Genomic DNA, 18,792 nt, shown 5'->3' on the forward strand with positions numbered 1-18,792 from the left:
CGACGGAGAAACCAAGATGACTCAACGACTGAACAACGATTTTCAGTTTGTCGACGTTGGCCGTCGCGAACCGGCCAAGAAAGACATTCACACCCGCAAACACGAGTTCGTGGAAATCTACGAACCCTTTGCGCAAAAACAGGCGGCCGAGCAATCGCATCGCTGCCTGCATTGCGGCAATCCCTATTGCGAGTGGAAGTGCCCGGTGCACAACTACATTCCTAACTGGCTGAAGCTGGTCAGCGAAGGCAACGTGCTCGAAGCGGTGGAGCTGTGTCACCAGACCAATTCCCTGCCTGAAGTCTGTGGTCGGGTTTGCCCGCAGGATCGTCTGTGCGAAGGCGCCTGTACGCTGAACGATGGTTTCGGCGCGGTCACCATCGGCAACGCCGAGAAATACATCACCGACACCGCCTTTGCTATGGGCTGGCAGCCGGATATGTCGAAGGTGGTGTGGACCGATAAAAAGGTCGCCGTTATTGGTGCAGGTCCCGCTGGCTTAGGGTGTGCTGACGTACTGGTGCGTAACGGCGTTAAACCGGTGGTGTTCGATCGCTATCCGGAAGTTGGCGGCCTGCTCACCTTCGGTATTCCTGAATTCAAACTGGAAAAATCCATCATGGCGCGCCGCCGTGAAGTGTTTGAAAGTATGGGCGTGGAATTTCGGCTGAACACCGACATTGGTGTCGACATTGAATTCGACGAATTGCTCGCCGACTACGATGCCGTTTTTATGGGCATGGGCACCTACAACTACATGAAAGGTGGTTTCCCTGGCGAAGAGTTAGAGGGTGTTTACGATGCGCTGCCGTTTTTGGTGGCCAACGTGAATCACGGTCACGGCTGGGAAAAAGATCCGGCCGACTTTGTCGACATGGCGGGTAAGCGCGTGGTGGTACTCGGTGGTGGTGACACCGCCATGGACTGTAATCGCACCTCCATTCGTCAGCAGGCGGCGAGCGTTACCTGTGCTTACCGTCGTGATGAAGCCAACATGCCGGGCTCGCGCAAAGAGGTTGCTAACGCCAAAGAAGAAGGTGTGCAATTCCTGTTCAATCGTCAGCCGGTTGAGATCGTTGGCGATGGCAAAGTCGAAGGCATCAAACTGGTGAGCACTCAGTTGGGTGAGCCGGATGAAAACGGTCGTCGTCGCCCGGAAGTGGTGCCCGGTTCGGAAGAAATTTTGCCCGCCGATGCGGTCATCGTTGCCTTCGGTTTCCAGCCGAGCCCAGCCGACTGGTTCGATAAAGCTGAGATTCAACTGGACGACTGGAAGCGCGTTAAAGCACCGGAAGAACAGGAATTCGCCTTCCAGACCAGCAACGCCAAAATCTTCGCTGGTGGCGATATGGTGCGTGGCTCCGACCTGGTCGTGACCGCCATTTGGGAAGGTCGTCAGGCGGCGGAAGGGATCTTGGATTATCTCGACGTTTAACTGTCTAAGCAGACGCGGTTGGATAAAAGCGGGCGCCTCTAAAGGCGCCCGCTTTCGTTGAGTAATCGCTGTAGAAATGCATCGACCGCCGTCTGCTCAGCGTCCAATTGTTCTATCGCCCATAAACCCTGTGCTTCCATCTCATCGGCAAACCGCAGGCGACGTGACAAACCACCCAGCGCGCGAACAATGTTCTCTGGCCGGCGGTAGCCTGCGAGCCAATCGTCTTCAATCAGCCAATGCAGCGTCCGCTCCAGGCGCGGTGGCAGTGGCAACGCATCAAAGCGGCGGGTTTCGCGATAGCGTTCTTGGGTAAAAGCAGTCAGCGTTTGCGCGTGATACTGCGACCAATAACGCGCCAAGTAATGATCGAGCAACATGTCGACGACAATGGGGGTGGTCTTGCGCAGTTTGGGACGCAACCGCTGGCGCAGCGATTCCAGTTCGGGGCTGGCATCGGTGGTACGATCAATCCACTGATGGCGATCAAAGTGCTCAATAAAACCGGATGAAACATCGTTCGGGTCGGGCCGCAGCGCAAAATCGGGCCAGAGACTGCCTAATAAAGCATCCGCGTCCGGGTCGGAAAATAACCAGTGGCCGAGAAAGTTCACCGCTGCTCCTGAGTCTTGACTGGCGTCAGTCTAACACGCCATCGAACCGCCACAGCATTCGTCAGCACAGGTCAGCATGCGTATAATGCGCGCACTTTGATGAAGGGTAGAGTGACTGTGGCTGAACTGAAAAACGACCGCTTCCTGCGCGCCTTGCTGCGCGAATCCGTTGATCGCACCCCGGTATGGATGATGCGCCAGGCCGGTCGCTATTTGCCGGAATACCGCGAGACGCGTGCTCAGGCCGGCGATTTTCTGAGTCTGTGCAAGAACGCCGAACTGGCCTGCGAAGTCACGCTGCAGCCGCTGCGCCGTTACCCGCTCGATGCCGCCATTCTGTTCTCCGATATCCTCACCATTCCCGATGCCATGGGTCTGGGTCTGTATTTCGAAACCGGCGAAGGTCCGCGTTTTGAACGCACCGTGCGCTCCATGGCCGATGTCGACGCGCTGAAAACACCTTCGATGGAAACCGATCTGGGTTACGTCATGAAGGCCGTCAGCACCATTCGCCAGGCATTGAATGGCGATGTGCCGTTGATCGGTTTTACCGGCAGTCCCTGGACACTGGCGACCTATATGATCGAAGGCGGCAGCTCCAAAGATTTCCGCCACGCCAAAGGCATGCTCTACGATCAGCCGGAAGTGCTGCACGCACTGCTCAGCCGACTGGCCGATGCCGTCACCGACTACCTGAATGCCCAGATCGAAGCCGGTGCACAAGCCGTACAGATTTTCGATACCTGGGGCGGTGCGCTGGCGCACGATGCTTATAAGACTTTCTCACTGGCGTATATGAGCAAAATCGTCGCCGGTCTTAAACGAACCCACCAAGGCAATAAAGTCCCGGTGATCATCTTCACCAAAGGCGGCGGCCAATGGCTGGAAAGTATGGCCGAAAGCGGCGCTGATGCTTTGGGGTTGGACTGGACGACACCGCTCGATAATGCCCGCCAACGAGTCGGCGATAAAGTAGCACTGCAAGGCAACCTCGACCCAGCGGTGTTGTATTCATCACCGGAACGCATTCGCGACGAAGTCGAACGTATCCTCGCCGAATTTGGTAAAGGCAGTGGTCATGTATTCAACCTGGGACACGGCATTCATCCGCAGATTGATCCGGAACATGCGGGGGCTTTTGTTGAGGCGGTGGTGGAGTTGAGTCCGAAGTATCATCGCTAACTGATGGTCGTCAATTTTGAATCAGAAAATGAAGGTTAATTGTCAGTGTTCATTGACAATTTGTTGGGTGGTTATAGGCTAAGAGAAGCCCTGTGATCTTGAACGTCAGGGAATCTCCCCGTAATGAACAAAGGAATATTCACACATGAAGCGTCTACTAACGACTGCCGTTGTTGTGTTTGCCGTCTTATTGAGTGGCTGCGCAACTGTCACTGCGACCCCGGATGGTCAACCAAAGCTGGCAACCACTCCCAATTACGAGCAAACACAGCACTTCTTTATTGGTGGTTTACTTCCTCAGAAAAATGTTGTTGATACGCAAGCAGTATGCCCTGATGGCGTGCGTCAGCTGCAAACTCAGACAACTTTCACTGATGGTTTGTTGAGATTTGTGACCTTCGGTTGGTACGCGCCGCGTACTGCTCGAGTCTGGTGCCAGTCATAAGGAGCATGCAAAAGATGAAAAATATTAAAGCGTTAGTTCTCAGCTCTGTATTGCTGGCACTGCTTGCTGGTTGCAGCACTATCGAATTTTCTAATACGGGTGCAATGTCTTCAAATACTGAAGCCTATGGTTACTGGCATCACAATGTGGCGTTCTCCCTGTATGAATTGTCCGACCCAGTAAACTTGAACAACTGTCAAAGCGATGAGTGGTCATCTTTGACGGTAGAGAAAGATATTATTACAGCCGTTGCAGGCGTTGCTGATATCTTCTTGTTTGTAGACGTTTGGGATCCTTGGGCCGTTGAGCTCGGTTGCTAAATGTTCAAATAAAAAAGCAGCCATCGGGCTGCTTTTTTAATCCGGAAACACCACCGTCCGGTTCCCCGTCAAAAACACCCGCTTCTCGATGTGATAACGCACCGCCTTGGCGAGAGTCTGGCTTTCAATATCCTGACCCTTGGCAACCAGTTCTTCCGGATAATGGCTGTGATCTACGGCCTGTACGCCCTGAGTAATAATCGGGCCTTCGTCCAGATCATCATTCACATAATGAGCCGTGGCGCCGACCAGTTTGACGCCTTTCGCCCAAGCCTGGTGATAGGGCTTGGCGCCTTTGAAGCCGGGCAGCAGTGAGTGATGAATATTGATCGCCCAGCCGTCGAGTTTGGCGGACATTTCTGGCGACAGCACTTGCATATAACGCGCTAGAACCACCAGCTCGCACTGAGCGTCGGTGATTAATTCCCAGATTTGAGCTTCCTGTTCGGCCTTGGTATCTGGCGTAATTGGCAGATGGTGATAAGGAACGCCATGCCAGTCGGCCAGGTGTTGCAGGTCCGGGTGATTGGAAATAATCAGCGGAATTTCGATGGCCAGTTCGCCGGTGCGATAGCGGTACAAAAGATCGTTCAGGCAGTGATCGTATTTCGATACCAAAATGGCAACGCGGGTACGATGCTCGGGTTCGGTGATCTGCCAGTCCATGTCAAAATCGGCCGCGCGGCTGCTAAACAGTTCACGCAGTTTTTGCAGCGAATCATCGCCTTTTTCCGGACGAAATTCGACGCGAATACTGAAGCTGTTAGTAGCGCGATCATCGAATGAGTTCATCGCTACTACATAGTTTTCAGTTTCCGCGAGACTGCGGGTCACCACATCGACTGTGCCCAAGCGGCTGGGGCATTGGGCGGTCAAAATCCAGAGTTTTTCTTTGCTGTTCATGCGTGTTCGCTCAGGCCGAATTCCTGGCCGGCATCCACCAGCCAACGCCAAATGTAGTCGGCAAAGCTGCGCCGCACGACCAGCTCCCATTCGTCGTCGCCAAGGCGGCTGATAATGGCCTGTGATTTAGCAAAAACCGTCGAGACCACTTTGCCAGCGGGGAAGTTGCGATCGTGCACATCGTAAGGGCAGCTTTTCATCAAGACAGCACGAGCGTTGGCGCCACTTAAGCGAACCAGGGTTTGGCCGCCACTGACATTAATGACCGCATAGTGACCACTGAGATTTTCGCGCAGCGCGGTTTCCATGGTGAAGGCGGCGTTAGCCGGGCCTGTGAGCAGCCATTCATCAGGCGCAATCCAGCGCAATCTCCAGTCGTTATTGGCCTCGCTTTGCAAGTTGCCAGGCAGCGCCAGACCGGTGGCTTTTGCCACGCCTTGAACAAAGCTGGCATCGTCGGTATTGCCACGAATAACAAGCTGTGTCGCCAGCGCGTTTTCTTGCAACTGCAGACCGTCACCACGCAGCGCGCTGTGTTGATACAGCGGGCTACGTGCAAGAACGTCAGCCGTTGGCAGTTGATCCATGACGGCAGTGAAGGTGTCAGACATTCTGGCGGTCTCCCTTGGGATCGAGGAAAATCGTGCTGCAGATTTCAGCTTCCACAACTTGGCCATTCGATAACGGATAGTAGATGGTGTCGCCATTGCGATTCAGGCCGTCCTTGATCAGGCCCATGGCGATTGAACGACCCAGGTTAGCGCTGTAATAGCTGGAGGTCACGTGACCCAGCATGGCCATCGGCAGTGGCTGTTTCGGATCGTCCACCGCCTGTGCGCCTTCGGGCAGCACCACTTTTGGATCTTTGGTTTTCAGACCCACTAACTGCTTCCGACCTTCGCGTACACAGTCTTCACGCTTCATGCCGCGTTTGCCAATAAAGCTGAAGGGTTTGTCTTCTTTCACGGCCCAGCCGTGATTCAGATCGTACGGATGTACGGATCCATCGGTGTCTTGACCGGCAATAATAAAGCCTTTCTCCGCACGCAAAATGTGCATGCTTTCTGTGCCGTACGGCGTCAGGTTGTATTTCTCACCGTGCTCGAACAATTTCTCCCAAACGTGCAGACCGTAGTTCGCCTGAACGTTGATCTCGTACGACAGCTCACCGGTAAAGGAAATGCGGAAGACGCGTGCGGGTACACCGGCCACGGTGCCCTGGCGCCAGTCCATAAACTTGAAGCTGTCTTTATCGAGGTCGATGTCATCGCACAATTCGGCCAACAGCTTGCGTGCGTTGGGACCGGCAATGGTCATCGTCGCCCAGTGGTCGGTGACGGTGTTCATAAACACCTCAAGCTCGGGCCACTCGGTTTGATGATACAGCTCCAGCCATTCCAGCACGCCTGCCGCGCCGCCGGTGGTGGTGGTCATCAGGAAATGATTTTCGCCCAGGCAGGAGGTGACACCGTCGTCGAATACCATGCCGTCTTCGTGGCACATTAAGCCATAGCGACATTTGCCGACCGCCAGCTTGGCCCAGGCATTGGTGTAGATGCGGCCGATAAATTCGCGCGCGTCTTTGCCCTGAATATCGATTTTGCCGAGTGTCGATGCATCGAGAATGCCGATGCTTTCGCGCGTCGCCAGACATTCACGATCGAGTGCCTGCTGCATGGTTTCACCCGCTTTGGGGTAATACCAGGGGCGCTTCCACTGGCCGACGTTTTCAAACTCGGCGCCATGCTGTACATGCCAGTCGTGCATGGCGGTGTAACGTTCCGGCTCGAACAGTTCGCCGCAATGACGACCGACGACAGCACCGAAAGTCACCGGCGTGTAATTGGGTCGGAAAATGGTGGTGCCGGTGTCGGGAATGCTCTGGCCCAACGACTTGGCAGCAATCGCCATGCCGTTGATGTTACCCAGCTTGCCCTGGTCGGTACCGAAACCCATGGCGGTGTAACGCTTCACGTGTTCAATCGATTCAAAGCCTTCACGCGTCGCCAGTTCGATGGCGGCAGCGGTGACGTCGTTTTGCAAATCGACAAACTGTTTCGGCGCGCGACTGTTCGGTTGCGTATGCGGAATGCTGTACAGCGCCATGGCTTTTGCTTCTGGCCAGCTGTCGACTTCTGGTGTGGTGGCCGGTGTGGCATCGAAACCCGCCAGCTTGGCCGCTTCGGCACCCTGTTCGGCGCCATCGCGCAGGCAGGCGACGAGGTCGTAACTGCCTTTGACGGCGCCGGCGGTTTTCATTTGCTGCAGCGTTTCGCCGGGCACAAATCCGAGAACGTCGTCGTTCCACACCGGACGGCTGCCGGTATGCGCCGACAGATGCACGACGGGACTCCAGCCACCCGAAGAGGCAATTAAGTCACAGCTGAGCGTGCGGCTGGCGCCAGCCACAGCCGAACCATCGGCATTCAGCGACGCGACAACAGCACCGGTGACCTTTTTGCTGCCACGCGCTTCAATAACGCCGTGACCCAATAGCACGGCAATGCCGCGACGCTTGGCTTCTTCCTGGTAGTGACCGCTCACATCGGCGCGGCTATCGACAATAGCTACCACGTCGCGACCGGCATCTTGCCAATCAAAAGCGGTGCGGTAGGCGTAATCGTTGGCGGTCATCAGCACCAGTTTATTACCAGGCGCGACGGCGTAACGATTGAGGTAGGTGGAAACGGCGGAGGCCAGCATGCAACCGGGCAGGTCGTTGTTGGCAAACACCAGCGGACGTTCGTGTGCACCGGTTGCCAACACCACCCAGCGAGCGCGAACCCGATGCAGGCGCTGACGACTCATGCCTTCCGGCGCGCGGTCGGCAATATGATCGGTACGGCGTTCGTGAATGGTCAGAAAATTATGATCGTGATAGCCGTTAACGGTTGAGCGCGGCAACAATAAAACATTATCGCGGCCGGCCAGTTCCGCCAAGGTATCGGCAACCCACTGCGTCGCCGGTTTGCCACCCATCAGATCGCGACTGTGCAATAAAGAGCCGCCCATTTCCGATTGTTCGTCGGCCAGAATCACACGGGCACCCGAGCGGGCTGCCGACAAGGCCGCAGCTAAACCGGCAGCGCCAGCACCGACGATCAACACATCCGCGTGCTGGTTTAAATGATCGTATTGATCGACGTCTTCAGCGCGCGGTGAGCGACCAAAGCCAGCCGCTTTACGGATGTATTTCTCGTACAGTTTCCAGCCGAAACGCGGAAACATAAAGGTCTTGTAGTAGAAACCCGGCGGCAGCAAAGAACCAAAGACCTTGCCGACCATGCCGAGCGCATCCGTGTTCAATGACGGCCAACCGGATGTCGGTTGCGCGACCAGACCATCGAACAATTCCTGCTGGGTCGCACGCACGTTGGGCACCTGGGTGGCTTCGGTGGCACCCAGTTGCAAAATGGCATTGGGCTCTTCGGCACCGGCGGCAACGATGCCGCGACGACGACCGTATTTAAAACTGCGGCCGACCAGATCGACACCGTTGGCGAGCATGGCTGAAGCCAACGTATCACCCTGGAAACCGCTGTAACGGCGACCGTTGAATTCAAACTGCATCGGCTGATCGCGATCGATGCGACCACCGGAGTTGAGACGATTAGGCTGTGTCATAGGGCGTCTCTCACGACTGGGACGTCACGCTGGGTTGTTCACCCAGGCGATAGGTTTCGAGGATGGCGTAAGTCTGGGTATCGCGGGTGATGTTAAAAAATTTGCGACAGCCAGCGGCGTGTACCCAGAGTTCATGGTGGATGCCTCTGGGGTTAGCGCGGAAGTACAAAAAGTTTCCCCACTCTTCGTCGGTGCACGCATCCGGGTCCAGCGGCCGGGCAATGTGTGCCTGGCCTTTGGCGTGGAACTCTTCCTCTTCGCGGTGTTCATCGCAATAAGGGCAATGGATATAAAACATCGATGCGCTCCTGAATCAGTGGGCAACGCCAGCGGCGCCGTGCTCGTCAACCAGAGCACCGTTGTGGAAACGGAACATGGAAAACGGTTTGGCCAAGGCGTTGGCTTCACCCTTAGCGAGGGTTTCGGCAAACACATGACCGGAACCCGGCGTGGCTTTAAAACCACCGGTGCCCCAACCGCAGTTGAAAAACAGATTGCCGATGGGCGTGTCGGAAATAATCGGACAGGCATCGGGCGTGGTGTCGACAATGCCACCCCATTGACGATTCATGCGCACCCGGCTGAAAATCGGGAACATCTCAACAATGGCCTGCAAGGTGTGTTCGATGGTCGGGTAGGAACCGCGCTGGCCGTAACCGTTATAGCCATCGATGCCGGCACCGATGACCAGGTCGCCTTTGTCGGACTGGGAAATATAACCGTGCACCTGATTCGACATCACCACTGTATCCAGAATCGGTCGGATCGGTTCCGATACCAACGCTTGCAGTGGATGCGATTCGACCGGTAATTCAAAGCCGGCCATCTTGGCGACGACACCGGAATTACCGGCGACCACACAACCGATGCGATCGGCGTGAATTTCGCCGTATTGTTTGGTGTTAACGCCAACGGCATTGCCGTTTTGCATCAGAATGTCGTCCACTTCGCATTGCTGAATCAGATCAACCCCCAGCGCATCGGCGGCGCGAGCAAAACCCCAGGCAACGGCATCGTGTCGGGCGACACCGGCGCGTGGTTGCCAGGAAGCGCCGAGAATTGGGTAACGCGCGCGGCTGGTGCAATCCATGATCGGCACGATTTTTTGCACGCCAGCGGTATCGAGCGCGACGCTGTCGATGCCGTTCAGTCGGTTAGCGTTAACGCGGCGCTCAATGTCCCGCATGTCTTGCAGGGTATGACCCAGATTGAGCACGCCGCGTTGAGAAAACATCAGGTTGTAGTTCAGATCCTGCGCCAGACCTTCCCACAATTTCATGGCGTGCTCGTACAAAAAGGCCGCTTCGTCCCACAAATAGTTCGAGCGCACGATGGTGGTGTTACGGGCTGTATTACCGCCACCGAGGTAACCCTTTTCGATCACCGCGACGTTGGTGACCTTATGCACCTTGGCCAGGTAATAAGCGGTTGCCAAACCGTGGCCGCCGCCACCCACAATGATGACGTCGTAGTGTTTTTTCGGTTTGGGGTTGCGCCAAACCCGTTGCCAGTTTTCGTGATGACTCAGGGCGTGTTTGAGCAATCCGAAGCCGGAATACTTCTGCATGATCTCGGGTCCTCTCCAGTGGCCGCTTGTCGACCCTAGCGGCTTGGTTAATGGGTAACAAGCCAAGCGGCAGGGTCGACGCAGTTTGAAGCGATGGTAGGCGGGCGCGCCGGTGACCAACTGCTTGGCGACGACACCCGAGTGTTGATTTGCGACAAGCCCCAAAAGACGAGGCCTGCGATTGGGATTGAGTTCAGCACTCGATGACGTTCACCGCCAGGCCACCGCGCGAGGTTTCTTTGTATTTATCGAGCATGTCGCGGCCGGTATCGCGCATGGTGCGAATCACTTTATCGAGCGACACAAAGTGCTCACCGTTGCCACGCATCGCCATCACCGCCGCGTTAATGGCTTTGACCGCACCGATGGCGTTGCGCTCAATGCACGGCACCTGCACCAGTCCGCCGATCGGGTCGCAGGTCAGGCCCAAATGATGTTCCATGCCGATTTCCGCAGCGTTTTCCACCTGTTCGGGCGTCGCCCCTGTCGCAGCGGCCAGGCCAGCGGCGGCCATGGCGCAGGCCGAACCCACCTCGCCCTGGCAGCCGACTTCGGCGCCGGATATCGAGGCGTTTTCTTTAAACAGAATGCCGATGGCGGCGGCGGTGAGCAGAAAACGAATCACACCTTCTTCGTCGGCGTTCGGGCACCAATGCCAGTAATAATGCAGTACCGCTGGAATGATGCCGGCAGCACCATTGGTGGGTGCCGTGACCATACGGCCACCGGCGGCATTTTCTTCATTCACCGCCAGGGCATAAAGATTAACCCAGTCCATGGCGCTCAAGGACGGCGAAATCAGATCGAGCCGGTCGTGCGCGGTTAAGGAGGCGTACAACACCGCCGCGCGCCGTTTCACTTTCAGTCCGCCGGGTAAAACGCCTTCGTTATGAATGCCGTTCTGCACGCATTCCTGCATCACCTGCCAGATGTGCAGAATACCGTCACGCACCTCGCTTTCACTGCGCCAGGCTTGCTCGTTGGCGAGCATGATTTGGGCGATGCTCAGTTGATGGGTGCGGCACAATTGCAGCAGATCATCGCCCGTCTTGAAGCGGTAAGGCAGCGGTGTTGTATCTTCGACAATGCGATCGGCGCCGGCGGCATCTTCGTCCACCACAAAGCCACCTCCCACGGAATAGTAGGTGCGCTCGCGCACGCAGTTGCCGTCCACATCGAAGGCAAAAAACGTCATGCCGTTGGGGTGATACGGCAGCGTCTCGCGTTTGTGATAGGTGAGGTCGTTGCGCTCGTTAAAGGCGATGGCGTGTTCGCCTCCGAGCCGTAACTCACCCTGTTCACGAATGCTGTCCGTGCGCGGGCCGACAATGGTCGGGTCGATTTGATCGGGCAGGTGACCTTCCAGTCCCATCAATACCGCAGGCCCGGTGCCATGGCCTTTGCCAGTGGCGCCGAGTGAGCCATACAGCTGGATGTCGATGCGTTGCACGCGTGTCAGATCGCCCGAGGCGGTCAGTCCTTCGGCAAAACGATAGGCGGCTGCCATCGGTCCGACGGTGTGCGAGCTGGACGGGCCGATGCCGATTTTCAACATGTCGAACAGGCTGATGGCCATGGCGGGTTCTCCGGATTTCGTTTGGGTTGGGTGATGGTCAGGTGGTGGAAATCCGCGCTGGCTGAGCGCGCCGTTTGTTAGAGGTCGGCGTGAACCCTTCCCTGGGGCCTTGGCCGCAGCATCCATGCTGCGGACATCCTCTAACAAACGGCGCGCTCATCCAGCGCTTACCATGGTGGCTTGAGCTAACTGTTCAGCCGTACGCCGGGAAATCTCGGCACAGCTGGCTGACTTTGGTGCGCACGTCGGCAATGGTGGCGCTGGCGTCACCGGCTTGCATGGCATCGAGAATGTCGGCTATCCAGCCGGCCAGTTCGGCCGACTCGGCTTGCTGCAAACCGCGGGTGGTGATCACCGGCGAGCCGATGCGCAAACCAGAGGTCACGAACGGCGACTGTGGGTCGTTCGGGACGGCGTTCTTATTCACGGTGATGTGCGCGTCGCCCAAGGCGGCATCGGCGTCTTTACCGGTCAGGCCTTGTTTGACCAGGCTGAGCAGGAACAGATGGTTGTCGGTACCGCCGGAGACCACGTCGTAACCGCGCTTCACAAAGACGTCGGCCATGGCCTGAGCGTTGCGTACCACCTGATGTTGGTAATCGCGAAAATCGCTTTCGGCGGCTTCTTTAAAAGCGACCGCTTTGGCGGCAATCACGTGCATCAACGGGCCGCCCTGACCAGCCGGGAAGACTGCTGAATTCAGTTTTTTTTCCAGTTCCGGCTGGCCTTTGGTCAGAATCAAACCGCCGCGTGGGCCGCGCAACGTTTTGTGCGTGGTGGTGGTAACGACATGAGCATGCGGAATCGGACTGGGGTAAGCACCCGCGGCGACCAGACCGGCGACGTGTGCCATGTCGACCATCAAATACGCGCCAACGAAGTCGGCAATCTGACGGAAGCGCGCCCAGTCAACGATGCGTGAGTAAGCCGAGAAGCCAGCAACGATCATCGCCGGTTTGTGTTCTTTGGCCAGGGCTTCGACCTGGTCGTAATCGATTTCGCCGGTGCTTTCATCCAGACCATATTGAATGGCGTTGTAGAGCTTGCCGGAGAAACTGACGTGGGCGCCATGCGTCAGATGACCGCCGTGCGCTAGGCTCATGCCGAGCACCGTCGCGCCGGGTTCACACAGCGCCATGTAAACAGCGGCGTTGGCCTGGGAGCCAGAATGCGGTTGGACGTTGGCGTAGTCGGCACCGAACAGGGCTTTGGCGCGGTCGATGGCCAATTCTTCGACCACATCGACGTGCTCGCAACCGCCGTAATAGCGTTTGCCCGGGTAGCCTTCCGCGTACTTATTGGTCAAAGCCGTGCCCTGGGCTTCCATCACCAGCGGACTGGTGTAGTTTTCCGAGGCGATCAGCTCCAGGTGATCTTCCTGACGTTCGGTTTCGGCGGTGATCGCCGACCAAAGTGCGGGGTCGGTGTCGGCCAGTTTGCGAGTGCGGCTGAACATGAGCGGCGTCCTGTGATGTGTGCGTTGATGCCGCTCATCTTAGGGCCGCCCTGTTCTGGCTAACTGCTCTGGCACGACACCCGGGCGTTGATTTGCGACAGCCCGGGGTGTCGAAACAAGCGTCGGTCAACAAGAGCCGGTCAGTCTTTCAGGTTCTTCTGCATGGATGAGCTGTACCAGTCGAGGAAATTAATCACGCCGAATTCGAAGGTCTTCGAATAAGGGCCCGGCTGGTAGGCCAGTGAATTAATGCCGCGCTGGTTTTGCTCCGCCAGAGTGCGATCCTGCTGGTTGGTCTGATCCCAGACGTACCGCAGTTTGCCCGGTGCGTAGTCGTGGTTTTCGACCGCGTCTTTGTGCACCAGCCATTTGGTGGTGACCAGCGTTTTCTGCGCGGAAATCGGCAGCACCTGAAACACGATGGCGTGATCGCTTTGCATGTGGTTCCAAGAATTCGGCAGATGCAGAATGCGCAACGAACCCAGCGTTTGGTTTTCAATTCGGCCCATGTTGATGCGGCACGCAGGCTTGCCATCCATGGTCATCACCGCGGTGCCTTCTTTTAATGGCATGCGCACCAGACGATTGCGTAACCCGAATTCGACGTGCTTGTGGGGAATGCCCTCGGCATCCCACTCGGCGGCCTGGGTTTCACACAAGGCCAGAAATTCTGGTGTGGCACGCGGGTCGTTGGTGTCGTCCCATTCCAGCAAGGTGCGCAACAGTTCCGGGTGTGAACCGGAGCAGTGGTAGCACTCACGGTTGTTCTCAATCACCAGTTTCCAGTTGGCGTTTTCTTCCAGCGTGGATTCGACGGCAACCTTGGCGTTCTCCATGTCATAAGGTTCCATGTAGGTCGCCAAGGCTTGCAGGTAGTCGTCGATTTCCGGTGGTTCGCCTTCGGCCAGGCTGATGTAGATAAAGCCGCCAGCGGTTTTGCAATGCGCCGGTTTTAACCCGTGTTGGGTTTTATCGAAGTCGTCACCCATTTCGGTGCCCGCGAACAACAGCTGACCTTTTAAGTCGTAGGTCCACTGGTGATACGGGCAGACCAGGTTGGCGACCTTGCCTTTGTCGCCCGTGCACACCCGTGAACCGCGGTGGCGGCAAACGTTGTGAAAAGCGCGTACTTCGCCATCGCGGTCGCGCACAATCAAGACCGGGTTCTGGCCAATCTCGATGGTGATGTAGCAACCCGGGTCGGGCACTTCACAGGTCATCCCGGCGAACAGCCATTCCTTCAGAAAGATTTCTTCCATGTCGACACGGAACAGCAGTGGATCGTTATAGAGCTCTCTGGGCAATGACAGATAACGCGAACGCTCTTTAAGCAGGCTGTCCATGGCCTGGCGGGCTTCATCGATGTTGGAGTAGCTGAGGTTTAGCAGGTCAGTTTCGGTCATGAGTGCGCTTCCAGTTAAGGACAACAGTGCCTGAGCGTGGCCGTGGGTACCTAGGCATCTATTACCTGCTATCGGGTTCGGCCACTGTTAATAAGTGCGCTCATTCTCGATAAGGCATGGCCGGGGTAATTATCCAATCGCGACATTCAAGGTTTTTTTTTCGACGCGGCGCCGGGCGATGTCGCGGACAGGCCCGAGCAGTGGACGACTTGATCAACAGAATGTCGCAATTGGTTAACTCGTCGTTTTCGGTTTTGTCGAGAATGCGAACATTGACCGTCGCCGACGGCCTTTGCCTTGCCGGAGAAAAAACCAGATGACCAGTGAAGTGCAGAGCACAGAATCCTCCCTGGCCCCATTCAACCCACTCAATACCCGAGTGTGGGCGAATGGTCGTCACCAGGTTCGTTGTGTGCGGGTGATTAGAGAAACCGCAGATGTGAAGACCTTCTGCTTTAACGCCGAGCAACCGGTGATGTTCTTCTTCAAACCGGGCCAGTTCGTCACGCTGGAACTGGAGATTGAAGGCGAGCAAGTGATGCGCTCTTACACCATCTCCAGTTCTCCCTCAGTGCCGTACAGTTTTTCGATCACGGTAAAGCGTGTTCCTGGCGGTCACGTATCGAACTGGTTGCACGACAATTTAAAAGAGCAGGATGAGTTGGCGGTGCATGGCCCGGTCGGGAACTTCAACTGCATTGACTATCCGGCGGATAAAGTTCTGCTGTTATCCGGTGGCGTCGGCATAACGCCATTGATGTCGATGGCTCGCTGGTTTTTCGATACCAACACCGATGTCGATATGGCATTCGTGCACAGCGCCCGTACACCGGACGACATCATCTTTTGGCGCGAGCTGGAGCACATGTGTTCCCGGGTGCAAGGTTTTGAGCTGTCGGTGATCTGTGAGCGCAAAGACGTGGGTCAGGCCTGGAACGGTTATCGCGGTTACCTGGATCTGCCCAAGCTCGAAATGATTGCGCCGGACTTTATGAGTCGCCGCATTTTCTGCTGCGGTCCAACGCCTTATATGCGCACCATTAGGGCGCTTTTAAAAGACGTCGGCTTCGATATGGAGCGTTATCACGAAGAATCCTTCGGTGCGACACCAGAAGCGGTGACCGAAGAAGCGCTCGAACAAGCGGAGATTGCGGTCAAAGAAGCCGAAGAAATTAAAGAAGGTGATCTGTTCACCGTCGAGTTTATTAATTCCGGTATGAGCGTTCAGGTACCGCCGGGTGAGACGGTCCATGTGGCCGCCAGCCGCCTTGGTTTGAACATCCCCAAAGCCTGTGGTGTCGGTATTTGCGGCACCTGTAAGGTGATGAAGAAATCGGGCAAGGTCGACATTCAACACAACGGTGGTATTACCGAAGATGACCTGGCCGAAGGCTACATACTTTCCTGTTGCAGCACACCGCTGTCGGATTTGAGCATCGAAGGCTGAACGCATTAATGATTAATTGATGGGATGTTGAACAGCGTTAATGCATTGAATTCATCAGTGGGAACACAGCAGTAACAACCGCGCAAGCCGTGTGTCGTTTGTGGACGGTTTGCGTCCCCTTTGGTGACGTTTTTAGATAACTTCCCCGCCTGTGGCCGTCATACCATGGGCTCATCCGTCGCGGCTGTTTCTGGCCGAGGCCGGAGCTGTGCCGCCTGTCTAGCATGCGGCTTTCCGGGTAATTACCAAATAAAAAAATGGCCCGGGACTTGCTATGCGAAATCACAGTAGCGGCGCTGCCAAATGACGCTAACAGTCATCTGCGAAACGCCGGCTCCTACGTTCAATAGAGGCACCATGTGTAACCCGTGATGGGGTAACCGACCCGGCGTTATGGCTGTGGCGATCCCTGAGTTCAAACACCAAACAGTCGCATAAAACCGGCGACTGGGCTTACGAAGACAGAGGGGTAAGTCCATGAATGCAAATGCTGCAGCTCCCACTGGTGTGATGAGCACCGCGCCCTATCGCGTGGGTTTTCTGCTGATCGATAATTTCACCATGGTGGCGCTGGCTTCGGCCATCGATCCATTACGCATGGCCAATCAGTTGACCGGTCGCGAACTCTACACCTGGCGATTAATCTCTGCCGATGGAGGCATTACCAAGGCCAGTGACGGCATTGCCATCGCGCCCGATGGTTCGATTGCCGACGCCGATGCGTTCGATATCGTCATTGTCGTCGGTGGTGTCGACATTACCCGCTCTTACAAACCGGCTCAGGTCAGCTGGCTGCAATCTCAGGCGCACAAAAAAGTGCTGATGGGGGCGGTCTGTACCGGCGCTTATGTGCTGGCCGCCGCTGGTTTACTCGACGGCTATAACTGCAGTGCGCATTGGGAATGTCTGGCCTCGTTGCAGGAACGCTTTCCGCGGGTGAACTGCACCAATCATCTGTATTCACTCGATCGCGATCGCATGACCTGCACCGGTGGCGGCGTCCCGATGGACATGATGCTGTCAATGATCAGCCGTCAGCATGGCAAAGCGCTTACATCCGCTATTTGCGATATGTTCCTGTGCGACCGCGTACGCGCCGACAGCGAACAGCAACGTGCGCCGCTGCGGCGTCTGTTGACCAGCGCTCAGCCTAAGCTGGCGGAAGTCACCGAGCTGATGGAATCCAACATCGAAGAGCCCATTGAGCTGGAAGAGCTGGCGGCCTATGTGGGGATTTCCCGTCGCCAGTTGGAACGCCTGTTCCTGAAACACCTTAACTGCACACCGTCGCGTTATTACCTGAAACTGCGTCTGGACCGTGCCCGTCAACTGCTCAAACAAACCAGCTGCTCGATCATTGAAGTGGCCGCCATGTGTGGCTTTGTTTCAGCGCCGCACTTCAGTCGTTGCTACCGTAAATACATCGGCGTGTCGCCCAAAGAAGAGCGCCTGGCAATCTGGGCGATTGGCCCATTGGAGTCCGCCACTGCCGACAGCAGCGTGGCTGAATTGCCGTCGTCTTCTGTCAATGCCTTGCGCTTGGCGCAGGCGGAGCCAACCTATGGGGCGGTTAATTTCGCGGCCAATCCATTGAAGCCGGAAACCGCACTGGCCGTTACGGGCTAGATTCAATCCTCCGCCTGCTGAGCCCGCCTTTATGGCGGGTTTTTTATGGCTGGGTGTTATTGAGGTGTGTTCGGGGTGAGCCAAGCGCCGCCATGCCGATTTTGGGTTTGCCGTTGTCGCTTCCAGTGACCCTGACCCCAAACACGCTGGATACACTGCCAGCCATACCCGTACTTTCAGTTGCCAGAGGTTCGCCATGACTGCTGCCACCCTGCACCAGGATTCCATCATTATCGACGGCCTGATCATCGCCAAATGGGGCCGTGAGCTGTTCGAAGACATGCACAAAGGTCAGCTGACTGCGGCCAACTGTACCGTTTCCGTCTGGGAAGATTTTCAGGCCACCGTCGACAATATTGTTCAGGTCAACCGCCTGATCGAAGACAACAGCGATCTGGTGATGAAAGTCGAAACCACCGCCGATATCCGGAAAGCCAAAGAGCTCGGTAAAACCGGCATCATTCTCGGCTTTCAAAATGCTCACGCCTTTGAAGACCGCCTCGGTTACGTGCAGATCTTTAAAGACCTGGGCGTTGGCGTGGTACAGATGTGCTACAACACCCAAAACCTGATCGGCACCGGCTGCTACGAGCGCGATGGCGGTTTGTCTGGTTTTGGCCGCGAAGTGGTCGCCGAAATGAACCGCGTTGGCATCATGTGCGACCTGTCGCACGTGGGCAGCAAAACATCCGAAGAAGTGATCCTCGAATCAAAAAAACCGGTCTGTTATTCACACTGCTTACCGTCCGGTTTGAAAGAACACCCGCGTAACAAGTCTGACGAAGAACTGAAGTTTATTGCTGATCATGGCGGCTTTGTTGGCGTCACTATGTTCACGCCGTTTTTGGCCAAAGGACCGGATGCCACCATCGACGATTACGTCGAAGCCATTGCCTATATTCTCGACATCGTTGGCGAAGACCAGATCGGCATCGGCACCGACTTTACCCAGGGCCAGGACAAAGCCTTCTTTGACTACCTGGTACACGACAAAGGCTACGCCCGCGAACTGACTCAGTTCGGCAAAATCGTTAACCCTGAAGGCATTCGCACCGTTGGTGAATTCCCCAACCTGACCGAAGCCTTGCTCCGTAATGGTTTCTCCGAGCAGGTTACGAAAAAAATCATGGGTGAAAACTGGCTGCGGGTTTTGGGTGACGTCTGGGGTGAGTCCTGATTCATCTCAGCGTCTTC

16 protein-coding genes are annotated in these 18,792 nt (G+C 56.2%); 7 read left to right on the forward strand and 9 right to left on the reverse strand.

Features of this window, described 5'->3' with window-relative positions; all coding sequences use genetic code 11:
* The first annotated feature begins 16 nt into the window (after positions 1-16).
* A complete protein-coding gene (locus BGP77_RS08370) occupies positions 17-1,435 on the forward strand; it encodes an FAD-dependent oxidoreductase (RefSeq protein WP_108164249.1) in 1,419 nt (472 codons plus the stop codon).
* Positions 1,436-1,473: 38 nt separating this feature from the next.
* On the opposite strand, the gene BGP77_RS08375 is transcribed toward BGP77_RS08370, so the two are convergent.
* A complete protein-coding gene (locus BGP77_RS08375) occupies positions 1,474-2,049 on the reverse strand; it encodes an ACP phosphodiesterase (protein ID WP_108164250.1) in 576 nt (191 codons plus the stop codon).
* Between the two features lie 117 nt (positions 2,050-2,166).
* Here BGP77_RS08375 and hemE point away from each other — a divergent pair, with 117 nt between their 5' ends.
* The 3 genes from hemE (at position 2,167) to BGP77_RS08390 (ending at position 3,996) form a co-directional block, all read left to right on the forward strand.
* Positions 2,167-3,231 (forward strand): uroporphyrinogen decarboxylase, encoded by a 1,065-nt coding sequence (gene hemE / locus BGP77_RS08380; protein ID WP_108164407.1) that lies wholly within the window; start codon positions 2,167-2,169, stop codon positions 3,229-3,231.
* 145 nt (positions 3,232-3,376) lie between these two features.
* On the forward strand, positions 3,377-3,676 hold the full coding sequence (locus BGP77_RS08385) for a Bor family protein (protein WP_108164251.1): 300 nt from the start codon (positions 3,377-3,379) through the stop codon (positions 3,674-3,676).
* Between the two features lie 14 nt (positions 3,677-3,690).
* Entirely contained in the window at positions 3,691-3,996 is a 306-nt protein-coding gene (locus BGP77_RS08390; protein WP_146171221.1) for a hypothetical protein, read from the forward strand.
* Between the two features lie 36 nt (positions 3,997-4,032).
* Here the strand turns inward: BGP77_RS08390 and purU are convergent, their stop codons facing one another.
* The 8 genes from purU to BGP77_RS08430 form a co-directional block, all read right to left on the reverse strand.
* Complete coding sequence (gene purU / locus BGP77_RS08395) at positions 4,033-4,899, reverse strand: formyltetrahydrofolate deformylase (protein WP_108164253.1); 867 nt, start codon at positions 4,897-4,899, stop codon at positions 4,033-4,035.
* Positions 4,896-5,510, reverse strand: coding sequence for a sarcosine oxidase subunit gamma (locus BGP77_RS08400; RefSeq protein WP_108164254.1), 615 nt, complete (start codon positions 5,508-5,510; stop codon positions 4,896-4,898). Before BGP77_RS08400 ends, purU begins: the two co-directional genes overlap by 4 nt.
* Positions 5,503-8,523 carry a sarcosine oxidase subunit alpha gene (locus tag BGP77_RS08405; protein WP_108164255.1) on the reverse strand — a complete coding sequence of 1,007 codons (3,021 nt, stop codon included), beginning with the start codon at positions 8,521-8,523 and terminating at the stop codon, positions 5,503-5,505. Before BGP77_RS08405 ends, BGP77_RS08400 begins: the two co-directional genes overlap by 8 nt.
* Before the next feature lie 10 nt (positions 8,524-8,533).
* Positions 8,534-8,821 carry a sarcosine oxidase subunit delta gene (locus BGP77_RS08410; RefSeq protein ID WP_108164256.1) on the reverse strand — a complete coding sequence of 96 codons (288 nt, stop codon included), beginning with the start codon at positions 8,819-8,821 and terminating at the stop codon, positions 8,534-8,536.
* Between the two features lie 15 nt (positions 8,822-8,836).
* Positions 8,837-10,090: a sarcosine oxidase subunit beta family protein gene (locus BGP77_RS08415; protein ID WP_108164257.1), complete on the reverse strand. Its 1,254-nt coding sequence runs from the start codon at positions 10,088-10,090 to the stop codon at positions 8,837-8,839.
* Between the two features lie 193 nt (positions 10,091-10,283).
* The gene (locus BGP77_RS08420; protein WP_108164258.1) at positions 10,284-11,666 is read right to left on the reverse strand and encodes an L-serine ammonia-lyase; all 1,383 of its coding nucleotides are present in this window, start codon (positions 11,664-11,666) and stop codon (positions 10,284-10,286) included.
* Positions 11,667-11,859: 193 nt separating this feature from the next.
* A complete protein-coding gene (gene glyA, locus BGP77_RS08425; RefSeq protein WP_108164259.1) occupies positions 11,860-13,122 on the reverse strand; it encodes a serine hydroxymethyltransferase in 1,263 nt (420 codons plus the stop codon).
* A gap of 140 nt (positions 13,123-13,262) precedes the next feature.
* Positions 13,263-14,525, reverse strand: coding sequence for an aromatic ring-hydroxylating dioxygenase subunit alpha (locus tag BGP77_RS08430; protein WP_108164260.1), 1,263 nt, complete (start codon positions 14,523-14,525; stop codon positions 13,263-13,265).
* 316 nt (positions 14,526-14,841) lie between these two features.
* On the opposite strand from BGP77_RS08430, the gene BGP77_RS08435 reads away from it, so the two are divergent.
* The 3 genes from BGP77_RS08435 to BGP77_RS08445 all read left to right on the forward strand — a co-directional run bounded on the left by BGP77_RS08435 (position 14,842) and on the right by BGP77_RS08445 (position 18,775).
* Positions 14,842-15,972, forward strand: a complete 1,131-nt coding sequence (locus tag BGP77_RS08435) for a hybrid-cluster NAD(P)-dependent oxidoreductase (protein ID WP_108164261.1) — start codon at positions 14,842-14,844, stop codon at positions 15,970-15,972.
* Between the two features lie 477 nt (positions 15,973-16,449).
* The gene (locus tag BGP77_RS08440) at positions 16,450-17,598 is read left to right on the forward strand and encodes a GlxA family transcriptional regulator (RefSeq protein WP_108164262.1); all 1,149 of its coding nucleotides are present in this window, start codon (positions 16,450-16,452) and stop codon (positions 17,596-17,598) included.
* Between the two features lie 196 nt (positions 17,599-17,794).
* Entirely contained in the window at positions 17,795-18,775 is a 981-nt protein-coding gene (locus BGP77_RS08445; RefSeq protein ID WP_108164263.1) for a dipeptidase, read from the forward strand.
* The last annotated feature ends 17 nt before the right edge of the window (positions 18,776-18,792 follow it).

The sequence above is a fragment of the Saccharospirillum sp. MSK14-1 genome (genome assembly GCF_003054965.1).
Lineage (GTDB): Bacteria > Pseudomonadota > Gammaproteobacteria > Pseudomonadales > Natronospirillaceae > Saccharospirillum.